Here is a 26483-nt window from a genome sequence, read left to right as displayed (position 1 = left end):
TATTTAGGGATGAAACTTCGATTGTTTTTCCCTATTCCGCATGGTATAATTTTCTGACAGAAAGGGAAACTTTTCAGACTTTTGATGATGAAGATAAAGGAGAATGTATGGAAAATTTTACATTTTATGCACCAACGTATTTTGCGTTTGGCAAAGACACGGAAAATGAAACAGGAAAATATGTAAAACGTTTCGGAGGAACAAAAGTATTGATTCACTACGGCGGCGGTTCCGTTATCCGCTCCGGACTGCTTGAGCGCGTGAAGAAATCATTGGAAGAAGAACAGATTGGTTATGTAGAACTTGGCGGTGTAAAGCCGAATCCGAGAAGCGGACTCGTATATGAAGGAATCGAACTCTGCCGGAAAGAAGGCGTGGATTTTATTCTCGCTGTGGGTGGAGGGAGCACGATCGACTCAGCCAAAGCGATCGCGGCAGGCGTCCCGTATGATGGGGATTTCTGGGATTATTATCAGGGCGGTATTGTAAATGAGGCCGTGCCGATCGGTACGGTGATCACAATCTCGGCAGCAGGAAGCGAAGGCTCTGCTGATTCTGTCATCACGAAAGAAGAGGGAATGTATAAGCGATCCACTACGGGGGAAGCACTGAGACCCAAATTCACGATTATGAATCCTGCCCTGACGCAGACACTGCCGGCTTATCAGACTGCGTGCGGCATTACGGATATCATGGCACATTTGTACGAGCGTTATCTGACGAATACCAAAGAAGTGGAATGTACAGACCGGATGATCGAAGCTCTGCTTCTGACGATGATCCACGAGGGGCCAAGAGTGATCGAAGATCCGGATAATTATGATGCACGTGCCAATATCATGTGGGCCGGGATGATGGCGCATAATAATTCCTGTGGTGTGGGAAGAAGTCAGGACTGGACGAGCCATTGCATTGAGCATGAGCTTTCGGCAATGTATGACTGCGCACATGGTGCAGGGCTTGCTGTGGTTATGCCGGCTGTCTTTACTTATAATCTTCACCATGATGTCATGCGTTTTGCGCAGATCGCGGTAAGAGTATGGGGATGTCAGATGGATTTCCAGAATCCGGAGAGAACAGCAAAAGAAGGAATCGAAGCACTCAGGAATTTCCTGATTTCAATTGGTATGCCAAAAAATTTTGAAGAACTCGGAGCAAAAGAAGAAGATATTGAGAAACTTGCATATACCTGCTGCTATGGAGATGTGGAAAACGGAACAACCGGTGGTTTTGTTACATTGAATCAGCAGGATGTGGAAAATATATATCGCCTGATGCTGTAAAAATGAATTGGATACGCGAAAACCCGCCAACCTTTCGGCTGACGGGTTTCGTTGTTTTTATAGTTATCTAAAGGAATGAGAGTAAAGTGTGGCAATCGGGTTCCCCCGATTGCGCTACTTTATGAGGGGGGAGATAGTTGTGTTATCAACTATCTGGTACTTAGTATACCCTGAAAATATGTCCAAAATGTGATGAGACCATTAAAGAAATCGAAAAAATATAAAAAACTTCTTAAGAAAGCTACAAAAAATGTCTTAATTATTCTTTGCTGTGATAAGATAAAGGCAAATAGCGATGTGGAGGTGCTGCATATGAGGATTACCAATCTTCGGATTAAAAATTTCAAATCTATCCGTAATATGTACATCAAAGAGATTGAAAATGCATTAATTCTGGTGGGAAAGAATAATACCGGAAAGACAGCAGTGCTGGAGGCCGTCTGTGCGGTGGGCGGGACCTATCAGATCTGTACGGAAGATTTTCAGGAAGACTTCCCGAATATTGAAATATTTATGACGCTTGAGATAACAGAAGAAGATTTGCATGTACTTCATCAGAACGGCATTGTAAGTCAGTACAGAAGATATGATATCTGGTTTCAGGATTTCTGCAAAAAACTGCCTTCTTTTCAAGACGGTGAAGTGGACTTTGAGTTTGTGGCGAATCGGGATGGAAAGATACGTTATAGTGATGGTGTGAAGAAGAATAACCCTTATATTTTAGAGGTATTTCCGAGAATTTATCACGTAGATGCACAGAGAAATCTCAGGCAGCTTCAGGATGATATTCTTCTGCTTCAGGAGGATGAACTGCTCAAGAAGATGCGTGCGGATTGTTGTATGTTTGAACGCGCCAAGAAGTGTACACATTGTTTTTCATGTATCGGACTGATCAATCAGAAAACGCCGGAAGAAATGAATGCGTTTGAGGCGGCTAAGCTTCTGGATTATAAGCTTTACCAGCTGAATCTGGATGCATTTGCGAGAAAAGTGAATCAGAATTTCCGCAAAAACGGCGGACAGGCGGAGATTATTTATTCTATGAATCGTGACGTGGAACGTATGCTGCAGGTGACTGCCGAGATACGGGGAAAATCCAGGAATGAAACACATCCGGCGGAACACATGGGCAAAGGGATGAGGAGTATTTACATGCTTTCCCTTTTGGAAACAGGACTGGATGATGAGAATGCGCTCCCATGCATTGTGATCGTGGAGACGCCGGAAATCTTCCTGCATCCACAGCTCCAGAAAGTAAGTGGAGATATTCTGTATCGGCTGGCAAAACAAAAGCAGGTCATGTTTTCCACACATTCTCCGAACCTACTTCCCAATTTCAACAATCGTCAGATTCGCCAGATTGTAGAGGATGAGGACGGATTTTCGCAGGTGAAAGAGAAGACGGATATCAGTGCGGTGCTGAATGACCTGGGATACTCGGCAAATGATCTGATGAACGTGGATTTTGTATTCATCGTGGAAGGAAAGCAGGACAAAAGCCGTCTGCCGCTTCTTCTCAGAAAATACTATTCCGAGATATATGATGAACAGGGAAAGCTCTCCAGAGTTGCGATTATTACAACGAACAGCTGCACAAACATCAAGACGTATGCGAATTTAAAATATATGAACCAGATTTATCTGAAAGATTCGTTCCTTATGATCCGTGATGGAGACGGCAAAGACAGTGAAAAGCTGAAGCGCAGTTTGTGTCGTTATTATGAAGAACGCAATCTGGAGGACGCAGACGGACTGCCGCGCGTGACAGAGAAAAATGTACTGATTTTGAAGTATTATTCTTTTGAAAATTATTTCTTTAATCCCTGTATTATGGCGAAGATCGGGATCGTTGATTCGGAAGAAGCGTTTTATGAAGCGTTCCTCGTAAAATGGAAGGAATATTTGTATCGCCTTTCCAGCGGCAAAAAGCTTCGGGAAGTAATCGGACATGATCTTATATGTGTGCAGGATGTGAAAGATCATATGGAAGAGATTCGGATCCATATGCGGGGACATAATCTTTACGATATTTTCTATGGAAGGTACAAGGACCGAGAGGAAGAAATCCTTGGAAAATATATCGATCTGGCGCCGAGAGAGGATTTTGAAGACATTCTTGACGCGATAGACCGATTTATCTATTTTGAAAATCGAAAATGTTAAGTGAAATTATTGAAATGGCAGGTGTGATTATTCCTGTTGCGGTGGTCGTGGTAATCCTTGTTCTGTTTTTGGCTACAGAGTATGTGAAAGCATCTCCCGATACGGCATTTATCATTTCCGGTCTGAGGAAACAGCCAAAAGTCCTGATCGGTAAAGCAGGCATCAAGATTCCGTTTCTTGAAAAGAAGGATGCTTTGAATCTGCAGTTGATTCCAATCGATGTGAAGACATCGAGTGCGGTTCCGACAGCCGATTATATTAACATCCGGGTCGATGCGGCCGTCAATGTGAAGATCAGTGATGATGAACAGAGACTTGGACTGGCGGCTCAGAACTTCCTGAATCAGCCGACAGACTATATCAAGCAGGTTGCAAGAGAAGTTCTGGAAGGTAACATGCGTGAGATCGTCGGCAAGATGAATCTGGAGGAAATGGTTTCAGACCGCCAGAAATTTGCGACACTTGTAAAAGAGAACTCCGAGCCGGACCTTGCGGCGATGGGACTTGATATTGTCAGCTTTAACGTGCAGAATTTTGTGGATGAGAATGGTGTCATTGAGAACCTTGGTGTGGATAATATCGTTAAGATCCAGAAAAATGCGGCGATTTCAAGAGCAGAAAGTGAAAAAGAAATCGCCCGGGCTCAGGCGATCGCCAAGAAAGAGGTGAACGATGCACAGGTAAGTTCCGAACTGGAGATTGCCAATGCAATTGCAAAAGCACAGAAAGAAAAAGCAGTTGTAAAGGCGGAGGCTGACAGAGAGTCAAAAGAAGCGCAGATCAATGCGGAACCACTCGCAAAAGTTGATAAGATTACGATGTACGGTGAAGGAAATTCCGCAAAACTGATGAAAGATATTATGGGAACTCTGAATCAGGTGACGGATGGACTCAAAGAATCCACAGGAATTGATCTGCAGGCAGTGCTGGCAGGATTTGCCGGGGCGAAAATAGCTGAAAACAGTGATAAGAATGATAATGAATAAAGAAAATCCGCCAGTCATGGGGACTGGCGGATTTCTTTATCGTTATCTAAAGGAATGAGAGTAAAGTGCGGCAATCGGGAATCCCCGATTGCGCTTACTTTATGAGGGGGGAGATAGTTGTGTTATCAACTATCTGACTCTAAGTATATACTGAAAATGTGTCTAAAGTATGAGTAGATTCTAAAAGAAATCGAAAATTTCTTAAATGAAAATTAATTTTGCAGGATTTTGAAGAAACATTGGTAATACGGTAAAAATAGCTTGAAACCCAGTAAAATCAAGCATTTCAAGTATTTACATCACTTCTTATCCACTCATGATAAAACGAGAATAATCAAAACGGTTAGTAACACGTTAGTGACAAATCAACTTATCTTAATCTTTTCGATTTCCTCCCGAAGGTCGTCAAGATCGCGGTGGCCATACACACTGTTTGTAATGTCCCCTTTAAACGCATGTCCAAGCATTCGCTTCCGGTCGTTCTCGTTTACCTTGTACTTTTCGCAGAGACGCGAGAACGTATGTCTGCAATCGTGAGGTGTGTGCTTTTCAACTCCAGCGCGGCTGAGAGCGTCATACATGGACAATCTGAATGCATTGGTAGAAATATTCAAAAGCGAACCGGATCGCTTTATTCGACGTTTTACAAGGTCGTATATTCCGGAATGGATTGGAACAATGCGATCCCTGCCGGCAGCAGTTTTTACACCACCCTGAAAATACTTCTTCTTCAGATCCACTTTGAGCGTTTTGTAGGCTTTGATTCTGAATCCGGAATAACACATAATCAGAATCATTTCAATAATCTCATCATCTTTGTTATCCCAAAGAATTTTCAGTTCTGCGTCTGTGAATGGAACGCCATGCTCATCGTCCTCTTCCTTCTTGATCTGAAGATGCGCAGAATAATCTTTATCTGCCAGCTCATAGATCTCGGCAAAAGCATACATCTGATGAAGCAGTGAAAGAATCAGCTCTAGAGAAGAATGCTTCAGATCGCAATCATCCAGGACGTTCTGCAGATCGTCATGACGAAGCTCTGCAAAAGCACGATCGTGGATGGCGGAGCAGTTCTTGAATGCAGCTCTGGTGGAATAGAGCGAAGCTTCAGAATACTTCTTTCCGGAATCCACATACTTATAATTGTAGAACCGTTCATACACCTCTGCGAAGGTTGGAAGCTTCTCCTGAGATGTTTCTGTATCTTTCCGGAACGCCTGGTTGTAATCTGCCAGAAGAGCATCCGGATTTCCTTTCAGGTGATTCAGTGTTCGTTCGAATCCCGGATAGTACGTCCCTGCATGGTAGGCAGTCAGCACGGAGAAGCCTTTCATATAATCGTCTACATAACAGATTGCCTTTACCGGTGCATACTGGCCGGGCGCGATCAGCTCTGTGGCGGGCGGATACACTGCGAAGGGGTTTCGCCGGTTCCCGGAAAGCTTCTTGATGCTGCCGTAACCGTTTGGGAGTTTGGGATATTTTTTTGGTCTTGCCATGTTCATCATCTCCTTTTCTGTGCGACGTCGCACATTTTTGGTATAAAAATAACAGCCCGCGAAGAACATGAGTTCCGCTTGCGTGGCTGTCCCGAAGATGATACAATATTAAAAGTATCAAGTTGTACATCTTCGGATATATAACTGTGGTGACGGTGTATTGGCGTACAGCGTTACCATCTATTAACCGTTCCTGTTGGCGCAGGGGCGGTTTTGTTTTGTTTATTTAATGGCATCGTTTACAAGGTTCATATCCCATAGCTTCAGCTTCTGACTGCGTCACTTGCGTTGGGTTTTTCATACCGCTACAAGAGGAGTTGCTGTGATACTTGCTTCCACTTTGAGGTATCCAAACCATGCGTTCTTGCTGTTCTTGAGTTTGATTTGGTTCAGATGTTTGCGCCGAATCTGTCGTTTGCACTTCGGTTCCAGCGTCTTCGATGCTTCCGGGGGAATAGTCATTGCATGGTTCTGTATTCCAAGATATAGTTACGCCATCAGATTCTGCGATAACTGTCCCCTGCTTATCGGTTCTATATAATGATATATTCATTGACGATAATTTATCGAGGGTATCTTTATCTGGATGTCCATATTGATTATCAGCACCACAGCTGATTACTGCAAATTCGGGCACTGTTTTCTGGAGGAAGTCCCAGCTCGTTGAACTTGCTGATCCGTGATGCCCCAAACACAATACATCACAAGATAAATTGATTCCAGAAGCAATCATGTCAGCTTCGCTACCTGATTCTGCATCTCCGGTCAAAATAAAACCGTTCTCCCCACAAGTAATTTTAATTGCAACAGAGTTATCATTACTTTCGCTTTGATTGATCTCTTTAGGTGATAGAATTGTAAATTCAGTTGATCCTAATTCAAAAACGTCGCCAACAGATGGATGCTGTACTTCGAGATTCTTTGATGATACGGTATCTATGAATGACTGATATAGATTGGAATCGTGAATATAATCCGATCCTATGACGTTTTCTACATTAAATGCATTCAAACAACCAATCAAACCGCTTAAATGATCATCGTCGTAATGAGAAGAAATTAAATAATCGATAGTTTCCACGTTTTGTTCTTTTAGATAGGACACAACAAAGCTTGAGGTGCTTCTGTCGCCACCGTCATAAATTAAGTTCTTCCCGTCTGATTGTACTAGAACGGACAATCCTTGTCCGACATCAATAAAATGAACTTTTACCTTATGAGCATTTGTATTTTCTGGTTGATTTTCATCACTTTCCCCAGTGTTATCGTCAAGTTGCGCTTGCGACACGACCTTTATATCTTCCATGTCGCTTTGGACATTCCCATTGGCTGTAAAGAATACAGAAGCTTCCCCCTCCGATTCAAACGAAATAATTGCCTTTCCGTCTTTATATTCCAATTGTGCAATTGGATTTTCGGACATCTCCAAAGATTTGATTTTTGCATCACTTGGAATGGGAGTGACTTTTATTTCGACTTTATCAGAAACAGTGAATTCTGTCTTACCCCACTCAACATTAATACCTGATAATTCTGGCGTCGCCTTCATTCCAATAAAAACAAATAATGAAGTGATAGCGACAACGGATGAAATAATCAGATTTCTCGTCCTATCAGTCCGATCTTTTTTTACGAAAAAAAAGATGATCGCTCCGATAGCTGGAATCCAAGCGTAGGAATATATCGCAATAGCGATACATAACAGAAAGGCAAACAGTAGAACTGTTCCACAACCGGATCCGCCCTTAGGCTTTTTCTTTGACATAATAAAATCCTCTTTTCTCTTTATTTACCTTACACTTTTTATATAAACGCTAGACGCGATGTTTTTATAATGATAATAATCTGCATACAATCTTTTGCGTTAGATCGTTTTGCTGTGTTGCGGTCAACTTCGATGATGTCCGTATTACGATTGTACCTAATACTACATGTGAACCTGGATTCAAAAATCCCGATCCATCGAACGACGACAAATATAAATTACGTTTTTCAGCGTCTTCGACGGTAGGATAAACTTCTATTCCTCCTCCACACTCAGTCCCTTTGTCGACTACATCTTTTCCATATACTTCGTCTTGATTTATCCAAGGACTGGAAAAGTACGTTGCAGATGTATATCCGCCTTGCTTGTTTAACATTCCATTAGGATCATGATCTTCTGTAACGGCTTGGCAAGAAGAGATTCCTTCAATGCCTTGAAGGCGCTGTATAATGAAATCACCACTCGGATTTGTTATTTGCATCATTTGCTTAACGCTGTTTTCTAATGCCTTTTTCTTGATATCGATGTTAGAAATAACATCCGAATAGTCTAAAGGATCTGATAACTCCTTAGTAGCTTTTACAATGTTTTCAGTTTCATCTGGCAATTTGGGAATTTCCCTCTTTGCAAGATTTGCGTCCGATATGGCTACGGTAAGATCGTTAATTGTCGTTTCATCGTATACGGGAGATCCAGTATTTAATACTTCTTTAGCGGAATTAATCGCTTCATCGAGTTCACGATTTTTCTCGTTCACTTTGGCTGCCGCATCATTGAATGCTGATACAGCGTTGTCGTACGGTTTTTTTATTAGAAAATACCACGAACTGAAACCGGCCGCCACGATAGCTAAAATTGCAATTAATAAAGCAATTTTAAGTTTTTTGTTACTTTTCATTTGTTATCCTCTTCTTTCCACCTTACACTATATATATAAACGCTTCGCGATTATATCGTTTTAAAGTCCATTATCTTTTCTTCGTATCCCATAATTCTTGCTATTTGATTTTTTGTCATTCCTGGATTATCAAGAATTACAGAATCCGGTATTAATAATTCTGCAGCAAACGTGTTTGCTTCATTTTCATACTTGGTTTTAACAAAATGCGTTCTCGTATCCATAAAAAGAGCATTGGAATTTTTATGCAAAAACATATGTCCAAGCTCATGAGCGCAGACAACTTTTTGTTCATTCTCCGAGAGCTCGTCATCTATATAGATGATATTATTTCGTTGAAAGTACTGATAAAATCCACGCACATCTTCTAATGGATAATACACAAGTATCACATTGAGATTCTTAATAATCTCAAGCGGATTCCGGCTGTTATATTTTCTGGCCAGTGAATTCGCTTTTTGCTTAATATTCATACAATCAATCCTTTTTGTACTTTTTGGGAGTGTACTTCTCTTTGTTCTTCTTTTTGGCCATCTCCATGCCGATCTGCATAGCTGACAAAATAGAATCTATTGCTTCCTGACTTGCTGGCTGACCGTCAAACATGAGACCGTCTTGTTTTAGCATTATTTCTATATTACTTAGCATTTCAGTTATTTCTTTTGTATCACGACTAGTAAGGTCAGAACCTTCATCGTTGCCATAGAAGTAAGATGTCGGAACTCCAAAATATTCGCAAATCTTTTCTATTTTGTCTCTTTTTGGCTGGCTCTTACCGTTTTTCCAGTCAGATAAAGTAGCCGTGGAGATGCCCGTCTCTTTGTGCACTCTGTAAGGAGTCACTCCTTTTTCTTTTAGAAGACTTTCAAATTTGTCATACATAGATTACCTCCAAATTATCACGGAAATATTTCATAAAATGTATTGACTAAGAAATAAAACCGTGATATATTAGAGATACGAAGGAAAACCGTGATAGTTAAAAACCTTCATATCTCGGAAATATGGTTTAGTTTTGCTGGTAACCTAACTATATCATATTTCCGATATAAATTCAATATTTTATGTCGGAAAGGCGGTGTTAATTGTGTACAAAAAATTTGCTGATCTTTTATCTAAAACAAACAAAACAATTTATAGAGTTGCTGCGGACACTGGAATAGCAACAGCAACACTGTATGACTGGAGAGATGGTAAAAGCAAACCAAAGGTCGACAAACTGAAAATCATAGCCGATTACTTCGGAGTATCCATCGAATACTTCTTGGAATGATAGTATCGCATCAGGTGTCCTATAAGAAGAACATGATAAGTGAGGTGAACCACATTGAAAGAAGTATACCTTACAGCAGGAGAAGCATCGAAAGGAATCGGGATCCCGGCAAAAACGATTATCTTCATGGCGCAGAAAGGTCTTACAAAAGCGGTGGATGTCATTCCTCCGAGTAAGGGCGGACGCCAGAGGAGATACATCGTTAAAACGAGGAAGTTCTGCTCTGAACTTGGGATTCCGTTCGTACCAGAGGGAGGTGATAACAATGAGCAGAGATAACGAAAGACTGATGAAAGGCGTGGACCGCGCGATTGAAGTCGAAGACAAACTCGAATTGATCGGAGCGGCTGGAGCTTCGCTGTTTGCGGTGGTATTTGTTTATGGGATGTTTTTCTTGTATTTGATAGGAGTGGGTTAAGATGGCAAGTAAAAGTATGAGAACGAAAACATTTATCAAGAAAATTGATGATGAATTAAAGCTGTTTGACGGTGTCGACCTGGGAGACGATACATCGAACAACTATTTAAAATTGGCGGTGTATTACATGGGACTCGTTGCAGACTGTTTGCAAAGCAGCGAGCGCAAAACTGTAAAAATTAAAAAGTGCCCTGGAGCGGCAACTCCGGACGGGCACACAACAAAATAATCACTTAAATAATAAACCGAAACGGGAGGAAAATCAACATGATTAAGGTAAAAAATGACAGAGTTATCATTACATCCGACAGAGGAGCCGTAGGGATTGCAGCAGACTTAACGCAGATCCTTCGTGAAACCAGAAAGGAAATCGCAAAACTTACTGATAAGCGCACTGCAGATACATTTATCAAGCAGGCTGTGGACATGAGCGGCAGAGATCTTGACGCGGAAGGAATCCGGATGTTTTTCGAAGGGGTTGCGATTATCTGCGAACAGACGAATGAAGATATCAGTAAGGGGAGGAAGTAGAATGGAAAGCATTAAAATCAACAAACTCGAAATTGAAAATGTAAAACGTATCAAAGCTGTAAAAATCGAACCGTCAGCGAACGGACTTACGATTGTAGGCGGCGACAACAATCAGGGAAAGACCTCTGTACTAGATTCCATTGCGTGGGCACTGGGCGGTGATAAATACAGACCGTCACAGGCTCAGAGAGAGGGATCGGTCATTCCGCCGAATCTTCATATTGTGATGAGCAACGGACTGGTTGTGGAACGCAAAGGAAAAAACAGCGCACTGAAGGTGACAGATCCGGAAGGAAATAAGGGCGGACAGCAACTGCTGAATGATTTCGTTGAACAGCTTGCATTAGATCTCCCGAAGTTTATGGAGAGCTCCGGGAAAGAAAAAGCGAAGATCCTTTTGAGCATTATCGGAGTTGGCAATCAGCTTGCCGAACTGGAACAGAAAGAAACAGATCTGTACAACCAGCGCAGAGCCATTGGTCAGATTGCTGATCAGAAAAAGAAATTCGCCGAAGAACAGACCTATTATCCGGATGCACCAAAAGACCTTGTTTCGGCATCGGAACTGATTCGACAGCAGCAGGATATTCTGGCCAGAAACGGAGAAAATCAGAAAAAGCGTGAACGTGCACAATACTACGAACGTTCAGTTACAATTCTTCGCCAGGAAATAGAAGCAATGAAGAAACAGCTTGATAAAAAAGAGGCGGAGCTGAGGGAAGCGGAAGATAATCTTAAGATTGCTTTGGTATCTGCAGAAGGGCTGCAGGATCAGTCGACTGCTGAACTGGAACAAAACATTTCCAATATCGAAGAAATCAACCGGAAAGTCAGAGCAAATCTGGATAAAGATAAAGCAGAAGAAGATGCGCTGATCTACAAAAATCAGTACGATGAACTGACAAAAAAGATTGAGGATGTGCGAAAAAGCCAGACGAATTTACTGCAGTCTGCAGAGCTTCCGCTTCCGGAACTTTCCGTGAAAGAAGGAGAACTGATTTACAAAGGACAGCAGTGGGATAACATGTCCGGATCTGATCGCTTGAAAGTGTCTACTGCGATCGTTCGGAAGCTGAATCCGAAGTGTGGATTCGTCCTTCTTGACAAGCTGGAGCAGATGGATATGAAGACGCTGAATGAGTTTGGATGCTGGCTCGAAGGAGAAGGCCTTCAGGCCATTGCTACCAGAGTCAGTACTGGTGATGAATGCAGCATTATCATTGAAGATGGATATGTGAAAGGGCAGGAGATGTATAAGGAAGAACCTCCTGTTTCACCGCCACAGTCTTGGAAAGCAGGTGAATTTTAATGGAAATCATTCGAGGAAGACAACCAGGGGCGAAGAAAGTAGTTGTCTATGGTCCGGAGGGAATCGGTAAATCCACGTTTGTATCAAAATTCCCGGATCCGTTATTTATCGATACGGAGGGAAGTACAAAAGATATGGATGTTAATAGGACGCCAACGCCAAGCAGCTGGTCCATGCTGATGGGGCAGGTGCAGTACATTATTGATAATAAGATCTGTAAGACATTGATTATCGATACGGCAGACTGGGCAGAAACGCTTTGCATCAATCATATTTGTGATAAAAATCAGAAAGACAGTGTGGAGTCTTTCGGATACGGAAAAGGATATGTATACGTACAGGAAGAATTCGGAAGGCTGCTGAATAAGCTGGAAGAAGTTGTGAAGAAGGGAATTCATGTAGTCCTTACAGCGCATGCGAAGATGCGGAAATTCGAACAGCCTGATGAAATGGGTGCTTATGATAGATGGGAGATGAAGCTCAGCAAGAATGTAGCACCAATTGTGAAAGAATGGGCTGACATGGTTCTTTTCTGCAACTACAAGACCATGGTAGTGAATGTAGACGGACAGGGCGCACAGAAAGGGAAAAATAAGGTTCAGGGTGGTAAGCGAGTCATGTATACTTCCCACCATCCATGCTGGGATGCGAAGAACAGATACAACCTTCCGGATGAATGCGAATTAAGCTATGAAGCGATCCGCCATGTTATTGAGATTCCCGGTCTGAATCGAGAAATAGAACAAGATCCGGTAAAAGAAGAAGCACCTGCAAGACAGGAAACTTCGCAGTATGATTTTATGAACATTCCAAAAGACGCGGATGAAGAGGTGGCGTTTCCTACTGATACAGAGGAAAAAGCTGAGAAACCGCAGATCCCGGAAGCGTTCAAGCTTCCAGGGTCCATTCCGAGAAATTTAAAAGATTTGATGGAAGCAAATCTGGTGTCAGAAGAGGAAATTCAGACAGTGGTTGCTCAGAAAGGGTATTTCCCGAAGGATACGCCGATCCAGAATTATCCGGAAGATTTTATCAATGGCGTATTAGTTGGAGCATGGAAACAGGTATACCAATGCATTAAGACATTGCGGGAATCTTATGAGATCCCGTTTGATAAATAAATATAGGAGGTATTAAACATGAGTGAATTAGGAAGAGAACTGGATTGGGATGACAGCATCGAGAAAGATAGCGATTATGTCTTATTGCCGGAAGGCGATTATGAATTTGTAGTAGAAAGCGTGGAGCGCGCAAGGCATCCTGGAAGTGATAAGCTTCCGCCTTGCAATAAAGCGATTGTAAAAATGAGAATTGATTCGCAGTATGGTACTGCACTCATTATCCATAATCTGTTCCTCCACACCAATATGGAGGGAATGTTATCCGCTTTCTTTACTGCAATCGGCCAGAAGAAAAAAGGCGAAAAGCTGAAAATGAACTGGGGAAGTGTTCCTGGGTCTACTGGAAGAGCACATGTAAAGCCAAAACAGTACAATGGAAACGAGTATAACGACATTAAAAAGTTTTACCCGAAGGAAGAGAAGCAGTTCAAGGCAGGTGAGTTCTAATGGAACTCAGACCTTATCAGAAAGAAGCAAAGGAATCTATTTTTACTGAGTGGGAGAAGGGCATCCAGAAAACGTTGCTCGTTCTACCGACCGGATGCGGAAAAACGATTGTATTTGCAAAAGTCGCGGAAGAATGCGTAAAGCAGGGAGATCGTGTGCTAATTCTTGCACACCGCGGCGAATTGCTTCAGCAGGCTTCCGACAAGATCGCAAAGGCAACAGGCCTTGGATGCTCCGTCGAAAAAGCTGATGAGACATGCCTTGGCAGCTGGTTCCGGATCACGGTAGGTTCCGTGCAGAGCCTGATGCGGGAAACGCGACTGAAAAGGTTTCCCGCAGATTACTTCAATACCATTGTTATCGATGAAGCGCATCATTGTATTTCCGATAGTTACCAGAGAATACTGAATCACTTCACCGATGCGAAAGTATTAGGAGTTACAGCGACTCCGGACAGAGGAGATATGAAGAATCTTGGATCCGTGTTCGAAAGCCTGGCTTACGAATACACACTTCCAAGGGCGGTAAAAGAAGGATACTTATCGCCGATCAAAGCAATTACAATCCCACTTAAAGTCGATCTGACCGGAGTAGGGATGCAGTCCGGCGATTTCAAGGCGGGAGATCTCGGAACGGCACTTGATCCATACTTATATGATATCGCGGAAGAAATGAAAATATACTGCCAAGGAAGAAAAACAGTTGTATTCCTTCCACTTGTTAAAACCAGTCAGAAATTCCGTGATATCTTAAACCAGAATGGTTTTCATGCTGCGGAAGTAAACGGAGACAGCCAGGACAGGGCAGAAATCCTGAAAGATTTTGAACAGGGGAAATACAATGTGCTCTGCAATTCCATGTTACTTACAGAAGGATGGGACTGTCCTTCTGTGGATTGCATCGTAGTATTACGGCCAACGAAAGTGAGAGGACTTTACTGCCAGATGGTTGGGCGTGGAACAAGGCTTGCGCCGGGAAAAGAACACCTTCTTTTGCTTGATTTTCTGTGGCACACGGAAAGACATGAACTTTGTCATCCCGCTCATTTGATTTGCGAAAGCGAAGAAGTTGCAAAGAAGATGACGGAAAACCTGGAAAAAGCGGGATGTCCAATTGACATCGAAGAAGCGGAACGAATTGCATCGGAAGATGTAGTTGCGCAAAGAGAGGAAGCTTTGGCGCAACAGCTCGCAGAGATGAAGAAAAGAAAACGTAAGCTTGTAGATCCGCTGCAGTTTGAAATGAGCATCCAGGCAGAAGATCTGGCTGGATATGTGCCGGCATTCGGATGGGAAATGGCGCCGCCTTCTGAAAAACAGAAACAGACGCTAGAAAAGCTCGGAATCCTTCCAGATCAGATTGATAATGCTGGTAAAGCTTCGAAGCTTCTTGAAAGGCTTGATAAACGCAGACAGGAAGGACTTACAACTCCGAAGCAGATCCGCTTTTTGGAAGGAAGGGGATTTCAGCATGTGGGTACCTGGCAGTTTGATAGTGCTAAGAAGCTAATTGACCGGATCGCGGCAAACGGATGGCACGTGCCTCATGATATTATTCCTCAGGAATATAAAGGAGTGTAGAGATTAAATGGAGAAACAGACAGATTTATCCGAAATAATTGAATACATCAATCCTGCAGAATTAGATTACCAGGAGTGGGTTAATGTTGGAATGGCATTGAAGCATGAAGGCTATTCCGTGTCTGTCTGGGATTCATGGAGCAGAAAAGACTACGCAAGATATCACAAAAATGAATGTGAAAGAAAGTGGCAGACTTTCCGTGGAAATTCGTCTCCAGTTACAGCCGGAACGATTGTGCAGATGGCAATGGAACGCGGATGGAGACCCAAGTTTGAAGGACATGAACTGGACTGGAACGATGCGATCGGAGAAAAAGACGACCTGGTAATAATAGATAAAAACTGGATCGAAGAAAAAGAAATAAAAGAACCGAAAAGCTGGAATCCGGAAGAGCAATTAATTACCTATATTGAAACATTATTTGGCACCGATGATTATGTTGGCTATGTGACGCACACATGGGAAAAGGACGGCAAGCTGTTGCCGGATAGAGGGTTGTGCGATAGAACTGCGCGGCAGTTGATCCAAAAATTAAGTAAGTGCGGTGGTGATATAGGTTCTGTAGTTGGTGATTACAACCCAAAAGCTGGTGCATGGATCCGGTTTAATCCACTGGATGGAAAGGGATGCAAAAATGAAAATGTAGTTGAATTCCGATATGCACTCGTTGAATCAGACACGATGGAAATCGGAAAACAGAATGCGATCATAAGAGAGCTGGAGCTTCCAGTGGCATGTCTGGTACACAGTGGAGGAAAGAGCCTTCATGCGATTGTCAAAATAGAAGCATCAGATTATAAGGAATATCGGGAGCGCGTAGATTATCTTTACAAAGTATGCGAAAAAAATGGTCTAAAGGTAGATATTCAGAACCGCAATCCATCCCGATTGTCACGCATGCCGGGCGTCATCCGGAACGGTCGCAAGCAGTTTCTTGTTGATACCAATATCGGAAAGCAGTCATGGGAAGAATGGCGTGAGTGGATAGAAAGCGTGAATGACGATCTCCCGGAACCGGAAGGCCTTGGAAGTGTATGGGATAACCTTCCTGAGCTGTCGGAACCACTCATAGAAAATGTACTTCGCAAAGGGCATAAAATGCTGATCGCGGGTCCATCGAAAGCTGGTAAATCATTCGCCTTAATAGAGTTGTGTATCGCGATCGCAGAAGGGCGTAAGTGGTTTCAGTGGAACTGTGCTATGGGCAGAGTAATGTATGTAAATCTGGAACTTGATCGTGCGTCCTGCCTGCATCGATTCAAAGATGTGTATGAAACCATTGGATGGCAGCCAAATCACTTGAATAACATCGATATTTGGAATCTCCGAGGAAAGTCAGTACCTATGGATAAACTCGCCCCTAAGCTCATAAGGCGTGCACTGAAGAAGAACTATACAGCAATTATTATCGATCCAATTTACAAAGTCATCACAGGTGATGAAAACAGTGCAGATCAGATGGCAAATTTCTGCAATCAGTTCGATAAAGTGTGTACGGAACTGGGGGCTGCGGTGATTTACTGCCATCATCACAGCAAAGGAATCCAGGGAGGAAAACGCTCCATGGACAGAGCGTCCGGATCTGGAGTATTCGCAAGGGACCCGGATGCCATTCTCGATCTGATCGAGCTCGAACCGACGGAAGAACTTTTGAAACAGGAAATCAATAAGGCAACGTGCAACACCTGTATGGAGTATCTTAATAATTTGTTCGAGGACTGGGAAGATGATGTGTCACAGGACGATATGTGCAGTCAAGCGCAGATGATTGCTTATTGCAAGAAAAAACTGTTTAAGGGGCAATTTGAGGAGCTAGAGCGAAGAATCAAGGTGTCTGAAGATAAAGTGCGTGCGATGACTGCATGGCGGATAGAAGGCACCTTGCGAGAATTCCCGAAATTCGATCCGGTCAATCTGTGGTTCGATTATCCGATACATAAAGTAGATGAAGTCGGTTCCCTGAACGATATTCAACCAGATTCCGATAAGCCGTTCTGGAAGAAAGCTGCAGAGAAAAGAAAGACTCCTGCAGATAAAAAGAAGGAGCGAAAACAATCATTGGAAATGGCGTTCGAGGCATGTGGAATTAATGAAAAAGTAACGGTCGAAGACCTTGCTGAATACATGGCGGTTACAGAAAAAACAGTCAGAAATCGGTTGAAAGAGCATGGTGGCTTCGTTATAGAAGAGGGAAATGTAAGGAAAAAAACGTAATTTTCCCTTTCCCTAGCGAGGGAAAATAGGGAAAAAACACGTAATTTTCCCTTTCCCTCAGTCGTTCTCAGGGAAAGGAAAATATCGGCACGTCATTTCCTTTCCCTAGGGAAGAAAATTACTATATATACTACGTATATATAAAGTTTTCCTTTCCCTACGGTCAAGTAAGGGGTAAGTAGTCGTGCGACAGCTTACGCACGACGACTCCTTCCCCTGACGTTACTTGACTATAAAAAATTTTCCATTCCATGCAATTTCACACATTAAAGAGGTGAAGCGAATGAAAACAGAATTTTTTATACCAATAATCCCACCGACAGTGACATATCAGGAACATAAGGTTGCGGTCGTGAACGGAAAGCCGGTTTTCTACGACGGACCTGAATTGAAAGCAGCCAGGCAGAAGCTGACTGCGTATCTGTCGAAGTATAAGCCGGCGCGAAGATATGAGAGTGGAATCCGGTTAATCGTAAAATGGTGTTTCCCGAGAGGAAAACATAAAGACGGTGAATACCGGATCACAAAACCTGATACAGATAATCTGCAGAAGCTGCTGAAAGACTGCATGACGGATTGCCATTTCTGGAAAGACGATGCTCTTGTGGCATCAGAAATTGTAGAAAAATTTTGGGCGGAAATTCCAGGAATCTATATACGGATAGAGGGGTTGTGATGGAAAACAGAATTATGAGTATCGCAGAAGCATTTTCGATGTTCTGTGATGTGTGGAATCTGTATAAGACGTATGCGGGAAGATGGCTGGATGATGCGGAGCGTGATAACTTTCGTGATGATGCGAGAAGGATTTATGAAAAATATCAGACTCCATTTGCGAAAGAATTACTTCTTGCTGTGATCAACAATGAGATAGACAGAACGTTGAAAATTTTAGAGAAACGGAAGGTGAAGAAAAGATGAGTAAACCCAGTAAAGAATTTGAATACCGGATGCAGGGTATGATCTACGCTCTTAACATTGCAAAAAAAGATGGCGTAGATGCGCTGGAATCCGATATCCGGAAAAGAGGATTTACCCGTGCACCGCTTAAGTTCTCTCAGAAAGATATTGATGAGTTTATCGAATTTATGTCTAAGAACTTGTATGTGACGTCACAGACGGTTTGGTTCATGGCACTTAATACAACGTTCGGATTCGGGAAGAAGCGTCTGAACAGACTGAAAGAATCATTTGATAAGCTGACGCGAGAAGTGATGGATTTTGATTATCTAGGAAATCACTACGCAACACTGGAAGACTATGCTGTGTACCTGAATGGTCAATACGGTATGGGGATTGATGTAGAACGCACATCAATGTGCCAGGAATCATCGACAGCCGATAAGACGAAAAAGAAAATGGCGAATGTAGATGAGCTGATCAGAGTGCTGAAAGAGAATGGATTTGTCAGTGCTGCGGAATTTATAGAGAAAAAGATTTAGAAAGGAGACCGGAGCTTCCCGGGAAGATGCGAATCGGCTCCTTGAAGAAAAATGGAAGAAATATTTGATTTTTTGAATGGCGAAGAAATTGAAGATATTTCAACGCCTGATGAAGAATTCGTGGAATGGGAGGACGTTCCGCCAGTGCAGATGAGTTTTGCTGATTTTCCGGAGGTGATGCCAGAATGAGAGATTTGATTATAGATGCCTTTGCCGGCGGCGGTGGAGCATCGGTAGGAATAGAAATGGCACTCGGCAGACCTGTAGACATTGCCATTAATCATGATCCAGATGCCATACTGATGCACAAGACAAATCATCCAGATACGCTGCATCTAACAGAGGATATCTTTAAGGTTGATTTGCAGAAATATGTAAAAGGACATCATGTAGCTCTGATGTGGGCGAGTCCAGATTGTACAAGCCACAGCAAGGCAAAAGGCGGAAAGCCACGCGAGAAAGGTCTGAGAATCCTTCCGTGGGCGGTGTATAAGCATGCGAAAGCCATTCTTCCGGATGTAATTATCATGGAGAATGTGGAAGAAATACAGCAATGGGGACCGTTGGATAATGACGGGCACCCGATACCAGAGCGGAAAGGGGAGGACTATAAGAAATTCATTACTGCTATGAAGTCACTTGGATACGTATTCGACAGTAGAGAGCTTGTTGCGGCAGACTACGGAGCGCCAACTACACGAAAACGATGGTATGCAATATTCCGAAGAGATGGGCGATTAATATTATGGCCTGCCAGAACCCACAGCATATATGGGAATTTGTTTGAAACAGATAAGTGGAAAGAGTGCGGAGACTATATTGACTGGTCAGATTTGGGAAAATCTATATTTGACCGAAAGAAACCGCTGGCAGATGCCACAATGCGAAGGATAGCGAATGGATATGTGAAATACGTGGTTAATAATCCGCATCCGTACATAGTGGAGAACCAAGAAGCAGTCGCATTCCTTATCCAGTATCACGGAGAGCAAAAGGCAGGAGATTCCAGAGGGCAACTTTTGACTGAGCCAATCAAGACGATTGATACCAGTAACAGATACGGGCTTGTGACAGCGTTTATCACAAAGTTTTATAAATCTGGAATCGGACAGGGATGTGACGAACCTCTACACACGATTACTACATCACCGGGGCATTTTGGTCTGATATCTGCATTCCTGATTAAATATTACGGAACCGGGTGCGGGCAAGAATTAAGCGCACCGCTCGGGACCATAACAACGAAAGACAGATTCGGACTGGTAAATGCAGTTACTGAGATAGATGGTGAAAAATATATACTGAAAGATATTTACTTAAGGATGCTGAAACCGGAAGAACTGAAGCTTATGCAGGGATTTCCGCAAGATTACATCATAGATCACGACTATGACGGCAACAAGTATCCGGTAAGTAAGCAGGTTGCAAGAATCGGTAATAGTGTTGTTCCGATCATGGCTCAGAAGCTGGTAGAAGCGAATTGTCCTTATCTGAAGGTTGGAGAACGGGTACCGAACATGAGGATTGATGATAGCGAACCTCAATTGAGATTTGCGTAGGAGGTAACATGAAACAGAAAATTTTAGATTTCATCATTTCATACATACATCTTCACGGATATCCGCCTACCGTTCGTGAGATCGGTGAAGGAGTTGGATTAAACAGCACATCATCCGTGCAGGAGCATCTTGTTAGTATGCGTGAAAGCGGAATGATAGAGACTGATGCGGAATCCGGTAAATCACGGGCGATACGGGTTCCGGGATATAAGTTTGTAAAGGAGAAATAAGATGAACGATAGATATTTATACCGTGCAAAACATGTGCATGCATTTGATGTAAATAAAAAACATGATGGATGGGTTTATGGATTCCTTTATTGTGAGAATTATATATATTCACCAGAATTGGGAACGGAGAAATTAATTGACCCATCAACCATCTGCCAGTGTACAGGGCTTAAGAAATTATTCGAAAAAGATATTGTAAAAAGAACAGACATTCACAAAGTCGGAGAGCCGTCTATTGGAATTGTAGAATATGACGTTGAAAATACTGCATTTGTAATCCACTGGATTGACAAAGAGAAATATTCGCCAATGTATCCGTGGAAAGATAAGATTAAGGTTATCGGAAACATTTTCGACAATCCGGAACTGTTGGAGGTGGGAGAATGAGAAAATATGCAGAATTGCCGTGGAGTGTAGAGGATACGATTGAAAACATTACATCAGTGAAGGATTCAATGAAAGAAAGAGTGATTTTGCTGAATCTGCATGGAAGAGGAGAAAAGGATGCAGAAGAGGTAGAATTCGACTTTGGTAGAGCAATCGATGCGCTTGAAAGGCAAGAGAAATATCGCTGGCATAATCTTAATAAGGATCCGGAAGATTTGCCGAAAAACTTATCTAAAAGCTATTTATTTGAGAATAAATTGGGACAGGTTTTTAAAGGCACTTTCAGAATCGTTGGAAATATCAAGCTTTTTGAAACACACATCTATTCAAAAGTGCACGGTGGAGATATCTGGCTCCAATACAAAACCTGCAATGTGGTTAGGTGGAAAGAAATTGAACCGATGGAGGAATAGCAGATGATTAACGAGAATGAATGCACCTGGAAATACAATGAAGATGAATATTATTATGAGACATCATGTGAAAGAACTTTGATGTTTATGGCAGATGGACCCGTGGAGAACGGATATTTATATTGTCCGTTTTGCGGAAAGAAAATACATGTTGAGGAATAGCAGATGATTGATGAGAAAAAGCTGATTGAAGATATTGAAAAAGAAATCGAATTTGCAATGAAATGTAATATGCCGGCAATGGTTGCAGGCATGCGTCAGATTGCAAGTGTAATTGAAGACCAGCCGAAAGTCGGCGAATGGATTACATGCAGTGATCGTTTTCCGGAAGAGAGCGGAACATATGTTGTGAATGCTATTGAAAATCATATAGTTCATGTTACTTTTGCAAAATGGATGCCGAGAATGAAAAGGTGGAATTTGTCTGGAAATAGATCTTACTGGAAAGTAACAGCTTGGATGCCACTCCCAGAGCCGTACCGATCAGAAAAGGAGAGTGAGAAGAATGAAAGAATTTGAATCTTGCGAAAAGTGCAAATACAGTAGTAAAAGTTATTATGAATACCCATGCGAAAGATGTGTTCATGGATGTGCCGTTAAGGAATATTATGTGCCTATGACAAACGCAGACCGGATCCGTGGAATGACAGATGAAGGACTGGCAGATTTCCTTTGCAGTGTAAAAGCCGATTATCAGTGGATTAACCAAGATTATCCAAGCGAGGAAGAAGCCGGAGAATGGATAGAATGGCTGCAGTCAGAAGCAGATCAGAAAGGTCAAGAATTATGAAGGACGGAATAATTTATAAATCTGACGGCGAAACACTTAAAGAAATATACAGAGCATTCGATATTGATGGAAATCTAAAAAGACCATTAACGATCGGTGAAATGGGCTGATATTCGCCATCGGAAAGAAAATAATAGAGCACGCCGGAAAGGAGATTGAGATACGTGAATGAAGCAGAAGTCCAATATAAACAGTATTGCAAAGTATATGCAAGACAGCATAACATATCACCTGAAGAAGCGAAGAAGCACAGGATGTGCGAAGAATACAAAGAATACTGTGAAGAGGTATTCGGTTGTAGAATATCTGAGAAAGAAGGGATACATTGAACCAGGAAGGATACAGAGATCCGACTGCGGAGAAAGCTATGAGGGAATATAACCGTATGCCGCACAGGATGAGAGAAGCGTTGAATGCGGTGCAGGCGATTGCAAGTATGGTCGGATTCGAAGTGGTGGAAGTACGGGATAAGAGGACAGGCAGGTTGTATAAATGTGATAGGGAGTGATGCAAGTGGTGGAAGCAATCGAAGAAAAGAGAGAACCGTCGGAGAATGATCTGAAAAAGGAGTATCTGAGGAAATATCGAACGCATGTAAGGCGGATACATAGAATCAATGCCGAGATAGCAGAACTCAGGTCAATGAAGATTTCTCCTTCGGTGAATAATGACGGAATGCCGCACGGAGGTTGCGGGCAAAGCGATCTTTCCGGATATGCTGCCGAGCTGGACAGTATGGTACAGGAGCTGATCGATGAGAGGTATTGCAGAATCAAGGATTACCAGGAGATCGTCGGAAGGATCAAGAAGCTGAAAAGTGAGAACGAGAAAGATGTGTTATTCTACCGATATATCAGAGGGATGGACTGGTGGGAGATCGCGGAGAAGATGAAATTCTCTGAAAGGCAGATATTCAGAATTCATGGAAAGGCATTAGCTAATTTCCAAATTCCGAAAGATGTCAGTGAATGTCAGTAGCATCTGTGGTATTATGGTATCATCGAGAAACGGAAGAGATGAGACAAGCTCTTCCGGGAAACGATAACTCCACCAGACGTTTAACAAGACACTCTATTTGTTACGGCAGATAGGGTGTTTTTGTTGAAATTTGTCGAAGAAAAAGAATTGATTTGTAACAAAATATTGAATATGATTTATAAAAATGATAGAATGGAAGCGTAAATACAATGCGTGCTATAAGAAAGTTGGTACAAAAGATGAATAAAACAATGAAAGGATACAGCGTAGGTTCGGTTTTAGAGAGGGCTTCATATGCTAAATCGACTTATGAAAAAAGAGAAACATCGAATCGTTCAATAATGGAGTTGGCCGTATATAATCGTACAGATAACGCTAAACACAATTTATGGGGGAAATTAGTAAAAAGAAAAAGCAAAGAAACAGATTAGCTGTTTTACATAATTTTTTTAAGAGACATTGGTGTTGGTATACTATTATCATATCCATTCCTACAATTTGGTTCTCGGTTATTGTTCCATATTTAGGAAAGAGTATTGGCCTATTAGATAAAAACGGGCAAGCAACAAGAGTTGGAATATGTTTTACTGCATGTTTAGTAGGAATTGTTTTAATTATAGCGTTTTTAAATAACTTGTATTTAAGTAGAACTGAAACTGGACAACTGGAAAAACTGATCGGGAAAGTAGAATATCTGTCTACTATAATGGAAAAGGTAGATAAAATATGTAACGAGAAGTATTCAAGATTAAGAAATAAAATCGTTGAAGCGAAAGGTGATGCGAGTGCGAGAGCAGAGATAATTTCAAATCCAAACAATCAGTTAAAAGAAATCATAAACGGAATTACGGATTGCTTAGTTAAATTATTAAACAATTCAGAAATGGAATATTCGTTTAAAGATTTTCTTGTTACAATTGTATATCGATTCCCGCAGGAGAATGATTCGTGGAAGTGGACTGAAGGAACGGTCGAAAAGGATATGAATATAGAAACTCTTTTCGACCCTAAGGAAAACAGCACATTTAATTATCTGTTGGATTCTCAAAAACCATATTATTTTAATAATAAAAAAGAAGATGCAAAAAAGGAGAAAAGGTATATATACAATCCGCAAGACGAGTTAAGCGAAGAAAATGGAGAAGAGGTTGGATCGATCTTTTGTTACAGGTATCAGGTGAAGAAAAATGATACTTTATACGTAGAAGCAATGTTATCTATTTCAACACAAAAAAAGAGATTTACTAAGGACGACGATGAAGCGTGTAAAAATGTTCGTGAAAATATGATTTCTTTAGTGAAGGATTCTTTCGGGAAAAGGATTGGTATAGAATTGAGCTTGTTATATCTTGAATATTTACAGAAACAAAGATAATATTTAAATATCGGCACCCTCCGGGGTGCTTTTTCTATGCGAAGAAAGGTGGTGAGCCAAAGTGACAGATAAACAGAAAATATTTGCAGATGAATACCTGATTGATTTGAACGCCACTCGGGCTTACCGTGTAGCGTATCCGAGTGTGAAAAAAGATGAAACGGCAGCACAGGCTGGAAGTAGGATGTTGAGAAATGTCAAGGTTGCGAAATATATTTCAGACCGAATGAAAGAACGCCAGGAGCGAACAGAGGTCACGCAGGATCGTGTTGTCCAGGAACTTGCAGCATCTGCATTCGCGAAAGCGACAGACTATGTTGAAATACGCGGAGGAAGAGTTGTAATAAAAGATACCAGCCAGCTGGAGGACAACCAGATCCGGGCTATTGCAGGAATCAAGGAAGGCGCGAACGGCATCGAGATAAAACTGAATGATAAAGAGAAAGCATTAGAGCTTCTCGGGCGTCATTTAGGCATGTGGAATGATAAGCTGGATATCAAAACTCCGGCCATTGATGATTCCATTAAGGAAATGGAGGCATACTTTGAACAGCAGAAAGCAAGCGGTTCTGGACCTCCTGTGGAATGAACCATATAAAATTGGACACTGGGTAGGATTTAAAGACCTGACTACTTTACACAATGAGTGGTTGAGGTCTTTTTTGTATGCTGATGCTGATCAGACGCTGCTTGCGCATCGCGGTTCGTACAAGACGACAGATCTATCTCTGTTTCTGGCAATACATACTGTGATCAAGCCAAACGAAAATGTGATGTTCTTCCGGAAGACGGATGATGACGTTACTGAGGTTCTGACGCAGTCGCAGAAGATATTAAAGAGCGGCGCAATGCAGAGTGTTGTTCGCGATCTGTATGGAACCGAATTGGAGCTGATAAAAGAGAACAATTCCGAAATACATACGAATCTAAGCACATCCACAAAGGGCGTGTCCCAGGTAGTAGGACTTGGTATCGGGACTAGCATTACCGGTAAGCATGCCGATATCGTTGTGACGGATGACATTGTGAATTTGAAGGATCGTATCAGCAAGGCTGAGCGTGAGCGGACAAAGATTCAGTACATGGAGCTCCAGAATATCTGCAACCGTGGCGGGCGTTTCATCAACACCGGGACGCCCTGGCATAAAGAAGATGCAATATCGATCATGCCAAATGTTCGAAAGTACGACTGCTATTCTACCGGACTAATCAAAAGAGACAAACTGGAGGAATTGCGACAGAGCATGAGCGACAGCTTGTTCGCTGCCAATTATGAGCTGAAGCACATTGCGGATAAAGATGCCATGTTTAAGGAACCGAAGTTCACGAAAGAAAAAGAGCTGATCTACAACGGCGTAGCTCATATAGATGCTGCTTATGACGGAGCTGACGGTACGGCATACACAGTATTCCATAAGATCCCGGATGGCCGGATCATTGGATTTGGTAAGCGCTGGGACAAGCATGTGGACGACTGCTTATCCGAAATTGGAGTTTATCACAAGATGTTCCGCGCCGGCTCAATATCATGCGAAAAGAATGCCGATAAAGGATATCTGGCCAAGGAGCTGCGCGGACTCGGATACAGCGTAAATCCATACGACGAATCGATGAATAAATTTGTAAAGATATCGACTTATCTTCGAAGCAATTGGAAGAATATTGTCTGGTTGGAAGATACGGATCCGGAATATATCAATGAAATTTTGGATTATTCAGAACATGCGGAACACGATGATTCGCCGGACAGTGCGGCAAGCCTGCTTCGGAAAATGAGCAAAGGAACTGCAAAGATGCAGACGTTCAAAGGAGGAATATAG

Annotated in this window: 36 protein-coding genes and 1 pseudogene; 32 read left to right on the top strand and 5 right to left on the bottom strand. The window is 42.2% G+C overall.

Going from position 1 to position 26483, the window contains the following annotated elements; all coding sequences use genetic code 11:
- Positions 1-107: 107 nt before the first annotated feature.
- The 3 genes and pseudogenes from ACTNBF_RS07660 to ACTNBF_RS07650 form a co-directional block, all read left to right on the top strand.
- Positions 108-1283: an iron-containing alcohol dehydrogenase gene (locus ACTNBF_RS07660; protein WP_427820548.1), complete on the top strand. Its 1176-nt coding sequence runs from the start codon at positions 108-110 to the stop codon at positions 1281-1283.
- 312 nt (positions 1284-1595) lie between these two features.
- Positions 1596-3446 (top strand): ATP-dependent nuclease, encoded by a 1851-nt coding sequence (locus ACTNBF_RS07655; RefSeq protein WP_441017281.1) that lies wholly within the window; start codon positions 1596-1598, stop codon positions 3444-3446.
- Positions 3440-4193 (top strand): annotated as a pseudogene (locus ACTNBF_RS07650) (flotillin family protein); the annotation flags it as partial. The gene ACTNBF_RS07655 and the pseudogene ACTNBF_RS07650, both read left to right, overlap by 7 nt.
- A 604-nt stretch (positions 4194-4797) precedes the next feature.
- Here ACTNBF_RS07650 and ACTNBF_RS07645 read toward each other — a convergent pair.
- From ACTNBF_RS07645 to ACTNBF_RS07625, 5 genes are all read right to left on the bottom strand, one after another.
- Complete coding sequence (locus ACTNBF_RS07645; RefSeq protein ID WP_441089009.1) at positions 4798-5931, bottom strand: tyrosine-type recombinase/integrase; 1134 nt, start codon at positions 5929-5931, stop codon at positions 4798-4800.
- Between the two features lie 226 nt (positions 5932-6157).
- Entirely contained in the window at positions 6158-7696 is a 1539-nt protein-coding gene (locus tag ACTNBF_RS07640; RefSeq protein ID WP_441089008.1) for a ComEC/Rec2 family competence protein, read from the bottom strand.
- A gap of 64 nt (positions 7697-7760) precedes the next feature.
- Positions 7761-8594: a hypothetical protein gene (locus ACTNBF_RS07635; RefSeq protein ID WP_441089007.1), complete on the bottom strand. Its 834-nt coding sequence runs from the start codon at positions 8592-8594 to the stop codon at positions 7761-7763.
- 50 nt (positions 8595-8644) lie between these two features.
- The gene (locus tag ACTNBF_RS07630) at positions 8645-9067 is read right to left on the bottom strand and encodes an ImmA/IrrE family metallo-endopeptidase (protein ID WP_441089006.1); all 423 of its coding nucleotides are present in this window, start codon (positions 9065-9067) and stop codon (positions 8645-8647) included.
- Between the two features lie 4 nt (positions 9068-9071).
- Complete coding sequence (locus tag ACTNBF_RS07625; protein ID WP_441089005.1) at positions 9072-9476, bottom strand: helix-turn-helix domain-containing protein; 405 nt, start codon at positions 9474-9476, stop codon at positions 9072-9074.
- Between the two features lie 205 nt (positions 9477-9681).
- Between ACTNBF_RS07625 and ACTNBF_RS07620 the strand changes: the two genes are divergently transcribed.
- From ACTNBF_RS07620 to ACTNBF_RS07480, 29 genes are all read left to right on the top strand, one after another.
- On the top strand, positions 9682-9867 hold the full coding sequence (locus ACTNBF_RS07620) for a helix-turn-helix domain-containing protein (protein ID WP_441089004.1): 186 nt from the start codon (positions 9682-9684) through the stop codon (positions 9865-9867).
- Positions 9868-9921: 54 nt separating this feature from the next.
- A complete protein-coding gene (locus tag ACTNBF_RS07615; RefSeq protein ID WP_441089003.1) occupies positions 9922-10146 on the top strand; it encodes a hypothetical protein in 225 nt (74 codons plus the stop codon).
- Positions 10133-10285, top strand: coding sequence for a hypothetical protein (locus ACTNBF_RS07610; protein ID WP_441089002.1), 153 nt, complete (start codon positions 10133-10135; stop codon positions 10283-10285). Before ACTNBF_RS07615 ends, ACTNBF_RS07610 begins: the two co-directional genes overlap by 14 nt.
- A gap of 1 nt (position 10286) precedes the next feature.
- On the top strand, positions 10287-10514 hold the full coding sequence (locus ACTNBF_RS07605; protein WP_441089001.1) for a hypothetical protein: 228 nt from the start codon (positions 10287-10289) through the stop codon (positions 10512-10514).
- Positions 10515-10552: 38 nt separating this feature from the next.
- Positions 10553-10816: a hypothetical protein gene (locus tag ACTNBF_RS07600; protein ID WP_441089000.1), complete on the top strand. Its 264-nt coding sequence runs from the start codon at positions 10553-10555 to the stop codon at positions 10814-10816.
- A 1-nt stretch (position 10817) separates the two neighbouring features.
- Positions 10818-12125, top strand: coding sequence for an AAA family ATPase (locus ACTNBF_RS07595; protein ID WP_441088999.1), 1308 nt, complete (start codon positions 10818-10820; stop codon positions 12123-12125).
- Positions 12125-13246: an ATP-binding protein gene (locus tag ACTNBF_RS07590; RefSeq protein WP_441088998.1), complete on the top strand. Its 1122-nt coding sequence runs from the start codon at positions 12125-12127 to the stop codon at positions 13244-13246. The genes ACTNBF_RS07595 and ACTNBF_RS07590 overlap by 1 nt, the downstream gene beginning before the upstream one ends.
- Positions 13247-13264: 18 nt before the next feature.
- Complete coding sequence (locus tag ACTNBF_RS07585; RefSeq protein ID WP_441088997.1) at positions 13265-13693, top strand: hypothetical protein; 429 nt, start codon at positions 13265-13267, stop codon at positions 13691-13693.
- The gene (locus ACTNBF_RS07580) at positions 13693-15273 is read left to right on the top strand and encodes a DEAD/DEAH box helicase (RefSeq protein WP_441088996.1); all 1581 of its coding nucleotides are present in this window, start codon (positions 13693-13695) and stop codon (positions 15271-15273) included. The genes ACTNBF_RS07585 and ACTNBF_RS07580 overlap by 1 nt, the downstream gene beginning before the upstream one ends.
- Positions 15274-15280: 7 nt before the next feature.
- Positions 15281-17488 carry an AAA family ATPase gene (locus ACTNBF_RS07575; protein WP_441088995.1) on the top strand — a complete coding sequence of 736 codons (2208 nt, stop codon included), beginning with the start codon at positions 15281-15283 and terminating at the stop codon, positions 17486-17488.
- A 283-nt stretch (positions 17489-17771) separates the two neighbouring features.
- A complete protein-coding gene (locus tag ACTNBF_RS07570) occupies positions 17772-18164 on the top strand; it encodes a RusA family crossover junction endodeoxyribonuclease (RefSeq protein WP_441088994.1) in 393 nt (130 codons plus the stop codon).
- A complete protein-coding gene (locus tag ACTNBF_RS07565; protein ID WP_441088993.1) occupies positions 18164-18409 on the top strand; it encodes a hypothetical protein in 246 nt (81 codons plus the stop codon). The genes ACTNBF_RS07570 and ACTNBF_RS07565 overlap by 1 nt, the downstream gene beginning before the upstream one ends.
- Positions 18406-18930, top strand: coding sequence for a hypothetical protein (locus ACTNBF_RS07560; protein WP_441088992.1), 525 nt, complete (start codon positions 18406-18408; stop codon positions 18928-18930). The genes ACTNBF_RS07565 and ACTNBF_RS07560 overlap by 4 nt, the downstream gene beginning before the upstream one ends.
- Positions 18931-18981: 51 nt before the next feature.
- The gene (locus tag ACTNBF_RS07555; protein WP_441088991.1) at positions 18982-19119 is read left to right on the top strand and encodes a hypothetical protein; all 138 of its coding nucleotides are present in this window, start codon (positions 18982-18984) and stop codon (positions 19117-19119) included.
- Positions 19116-20489 carry a DNA cytosine methyltransferase gene (locus tag ACTNBF_RS07550; RefSeq protein WP_441088990.1) on the top strand — a complete coding sequence of 458 codons (1374 nt, stop codon included), beginning with the start codon at positions 19116-19118 and terminating at the stop codon, positions 20487-20489. Before ACTNBF_RS07555 ends, ACTNBF_RS07550 begins: the two co-directional genes overlap by 4 nt.
- Before the next feature lie 8 nt (positions 20490-20497).
- Positions 20498-20719, top strand: coding sequence for a hypothetical protein (locus ACTNBF_RS07545; RefSeq protein WP_441088989.1), 222 nt, complete (start codon positions 20498-20500; stop codon positions 20717-20719).
- A 1-nt stretch (position 20720) separates the two neighbouring features.
- On the top strand, positions 20721-21107 hold the full coding sequence (locus ACTNBF_RS07540; protein ID WP_441088988.1) for a YopX family protein: 387 nt from the start codon (positions 20721-20723) through the stop codon (positions 21105-21107).
- Entirely contained in the window at positions 21104-21520 is a 417-nt protein-coding gene (locus tag ACTNBF_RS07535) for a hypothetical protein (protein ID WP_441088987.1), read from the top strand. Before ACTNBF_RS07540 ends, ACTNBF_RS07535 begins: the two co-directional genes overlap by 4 nt.
- A 3-nt stretch (positions 21521-21523) precedes the next feature.
- Positions 21524-21682 carry a hypothetical protein gene (locus tag ACTNBF_RS07530; RefSeq protein ID WP_441088986.1) on the top strand — a complete coding sequence of 53 codons (159 nt, stop codon included), beginning with the start codon at positions 21524-21526 and terminating at the stop codon, positions 21680-21682.
- A gap of 3 nt (positions 21683-21685) precedes the next feature.
- Positions 21686-22039 (top strand): DUF551 domain-containing protein, encoded by a 354-nt coding sequence (locus ACTNBF_RS07525; RefSeq protein ID WP_441088985.1) that lies wholly within the window; start codon positions 21686-21688, stop codon positions 22037-22039.
- Positions 22026-22310 (top strand): hypothetical protein, encoded by a 285-nt coding sequence (locus tag ACTNBF_RS07520; RefSeq protein WP_441088984.1) that lies wholly within the window; start codon positions 22026-22028, stop codon positions 22308-22310. Before ACTNBF_RS07525 ends, ACTNBF_RS07520 begins: the two co-directional genes overlap by 14 nt.
- Positions 22268-22420, top strand: a complete 153-nt coding sequence (locus ACTNBF_RS07515) for a hypothetical protein (RefSeq protein WP_441088983.1) — start codon at positions 22268-22270, stop codon at positions 22418-22420. The genes ACTNBF_RS07520 and ACTNBF_RS07515 overlap by 43 nt, the downstream gene beginning before the upstream one ends.
- Before the next feature lie 54 nt (positions 22421-22474).
- Positions 22475-22639 carry a hypothetical protein gene (locus ACTNBF_RS07510; RefSeq protein ID WP_441088982.1) on the top strand — a complete coding sequence of 55 codons (165 nt, stop codon included), beginning with the start codon at positions 22475-22477 and terminating at the stop codon, positions 22637-22639.
- Positions 22636-22818 carry a hypothetical protein gene (locus tag ACTNBF_RS07505; RefSeq protein WP_441088981.1) on the top strand — a complete coding sequence of 61 codons (183 nt, stop codon included), beginning with the start codon at positions 22636-22638 and terminating at the stop codon, positions 22816-22818. Before ACTNBF_RS07510 ends, ACTNBF_RS07505 begins: the two co-directional genes overlap by 4 nt.
- Positions 22818-23288 (top strand): DUF1492 domain-containing protein, encoded by a 471-nt coding sequence (locus tag ACTNBF_RS07500; RefSeq protein ID WP_441089013.1) that lies wholly within the window; start codon positions 22818-22820, stop codon positions 23286-23288. Before ACTNBF_RS07505 ends, ACTNBF_RS07500 begins: the two co-directional genes overlap by 1 nt.
- A gap of 239 nt (positions 23289-23527) precedes the next feature.
- Complete coding sequence (locus ACTNBF_RS07495; RefSeq protein WP_441088980.1) at positions 23528-23719, top strand: hypothetical protein; 192 nt, start codon at positions 23528-23530, stop codon at positions 23717-23719.
- The gene (locus ACTNBF_RS07490; protein WP_441088979.1) at positions 23677-24663 is read left to right on the top strand and encodes a hypothetical protein; all 987 of its coding nucleotides are present in this window, start codon (positions 23677-23679) and stop codon (positions 24661-24663) included. The genes ACTNBF_RS07495 and ACTNBF_RS07490 overlap by 43 nt, the downstream gene beginning before the upstream one ends.
- Before the next feature lie 61 nt (positions 24664-24724).
- Positions 24725-25252, top strand: coding sequence for a terminase small subunit (locus ACTNBF_RS07485; RefSeq protein WP_441088978.1), 528 nt, complete (start codon positions 24725-24727; stop codon positions 25250-25252).
- Positions 25209-26483, top strand: coding sequence for a hypothetical protein (locus ACTNBF_RS07480; protein ID WP_441088977.1), 1275 nt, complete (start codon positions 25209-25211; stop codon positions 26481-26483). The genes ACTNBF_RS07485 and ACTNBF_RS07480 overlap by 44 nt, the downstream gene beginning before the upstream one ends.

This window comes from Bariatricus sp. HCP28S3_A4 (assembly GCF_052066395.1).
In the GTDB taxonomy this organism is placed as follows: Bacteria; Bacillota; Clostridia; order Lachnospirales; family Lachnospiraceae; genus Allocoprococcus.
Note: the sequence above shows the minus strand (reverse complement) of the source record. Positions and strands in the feature narration are given on the sequence as shown.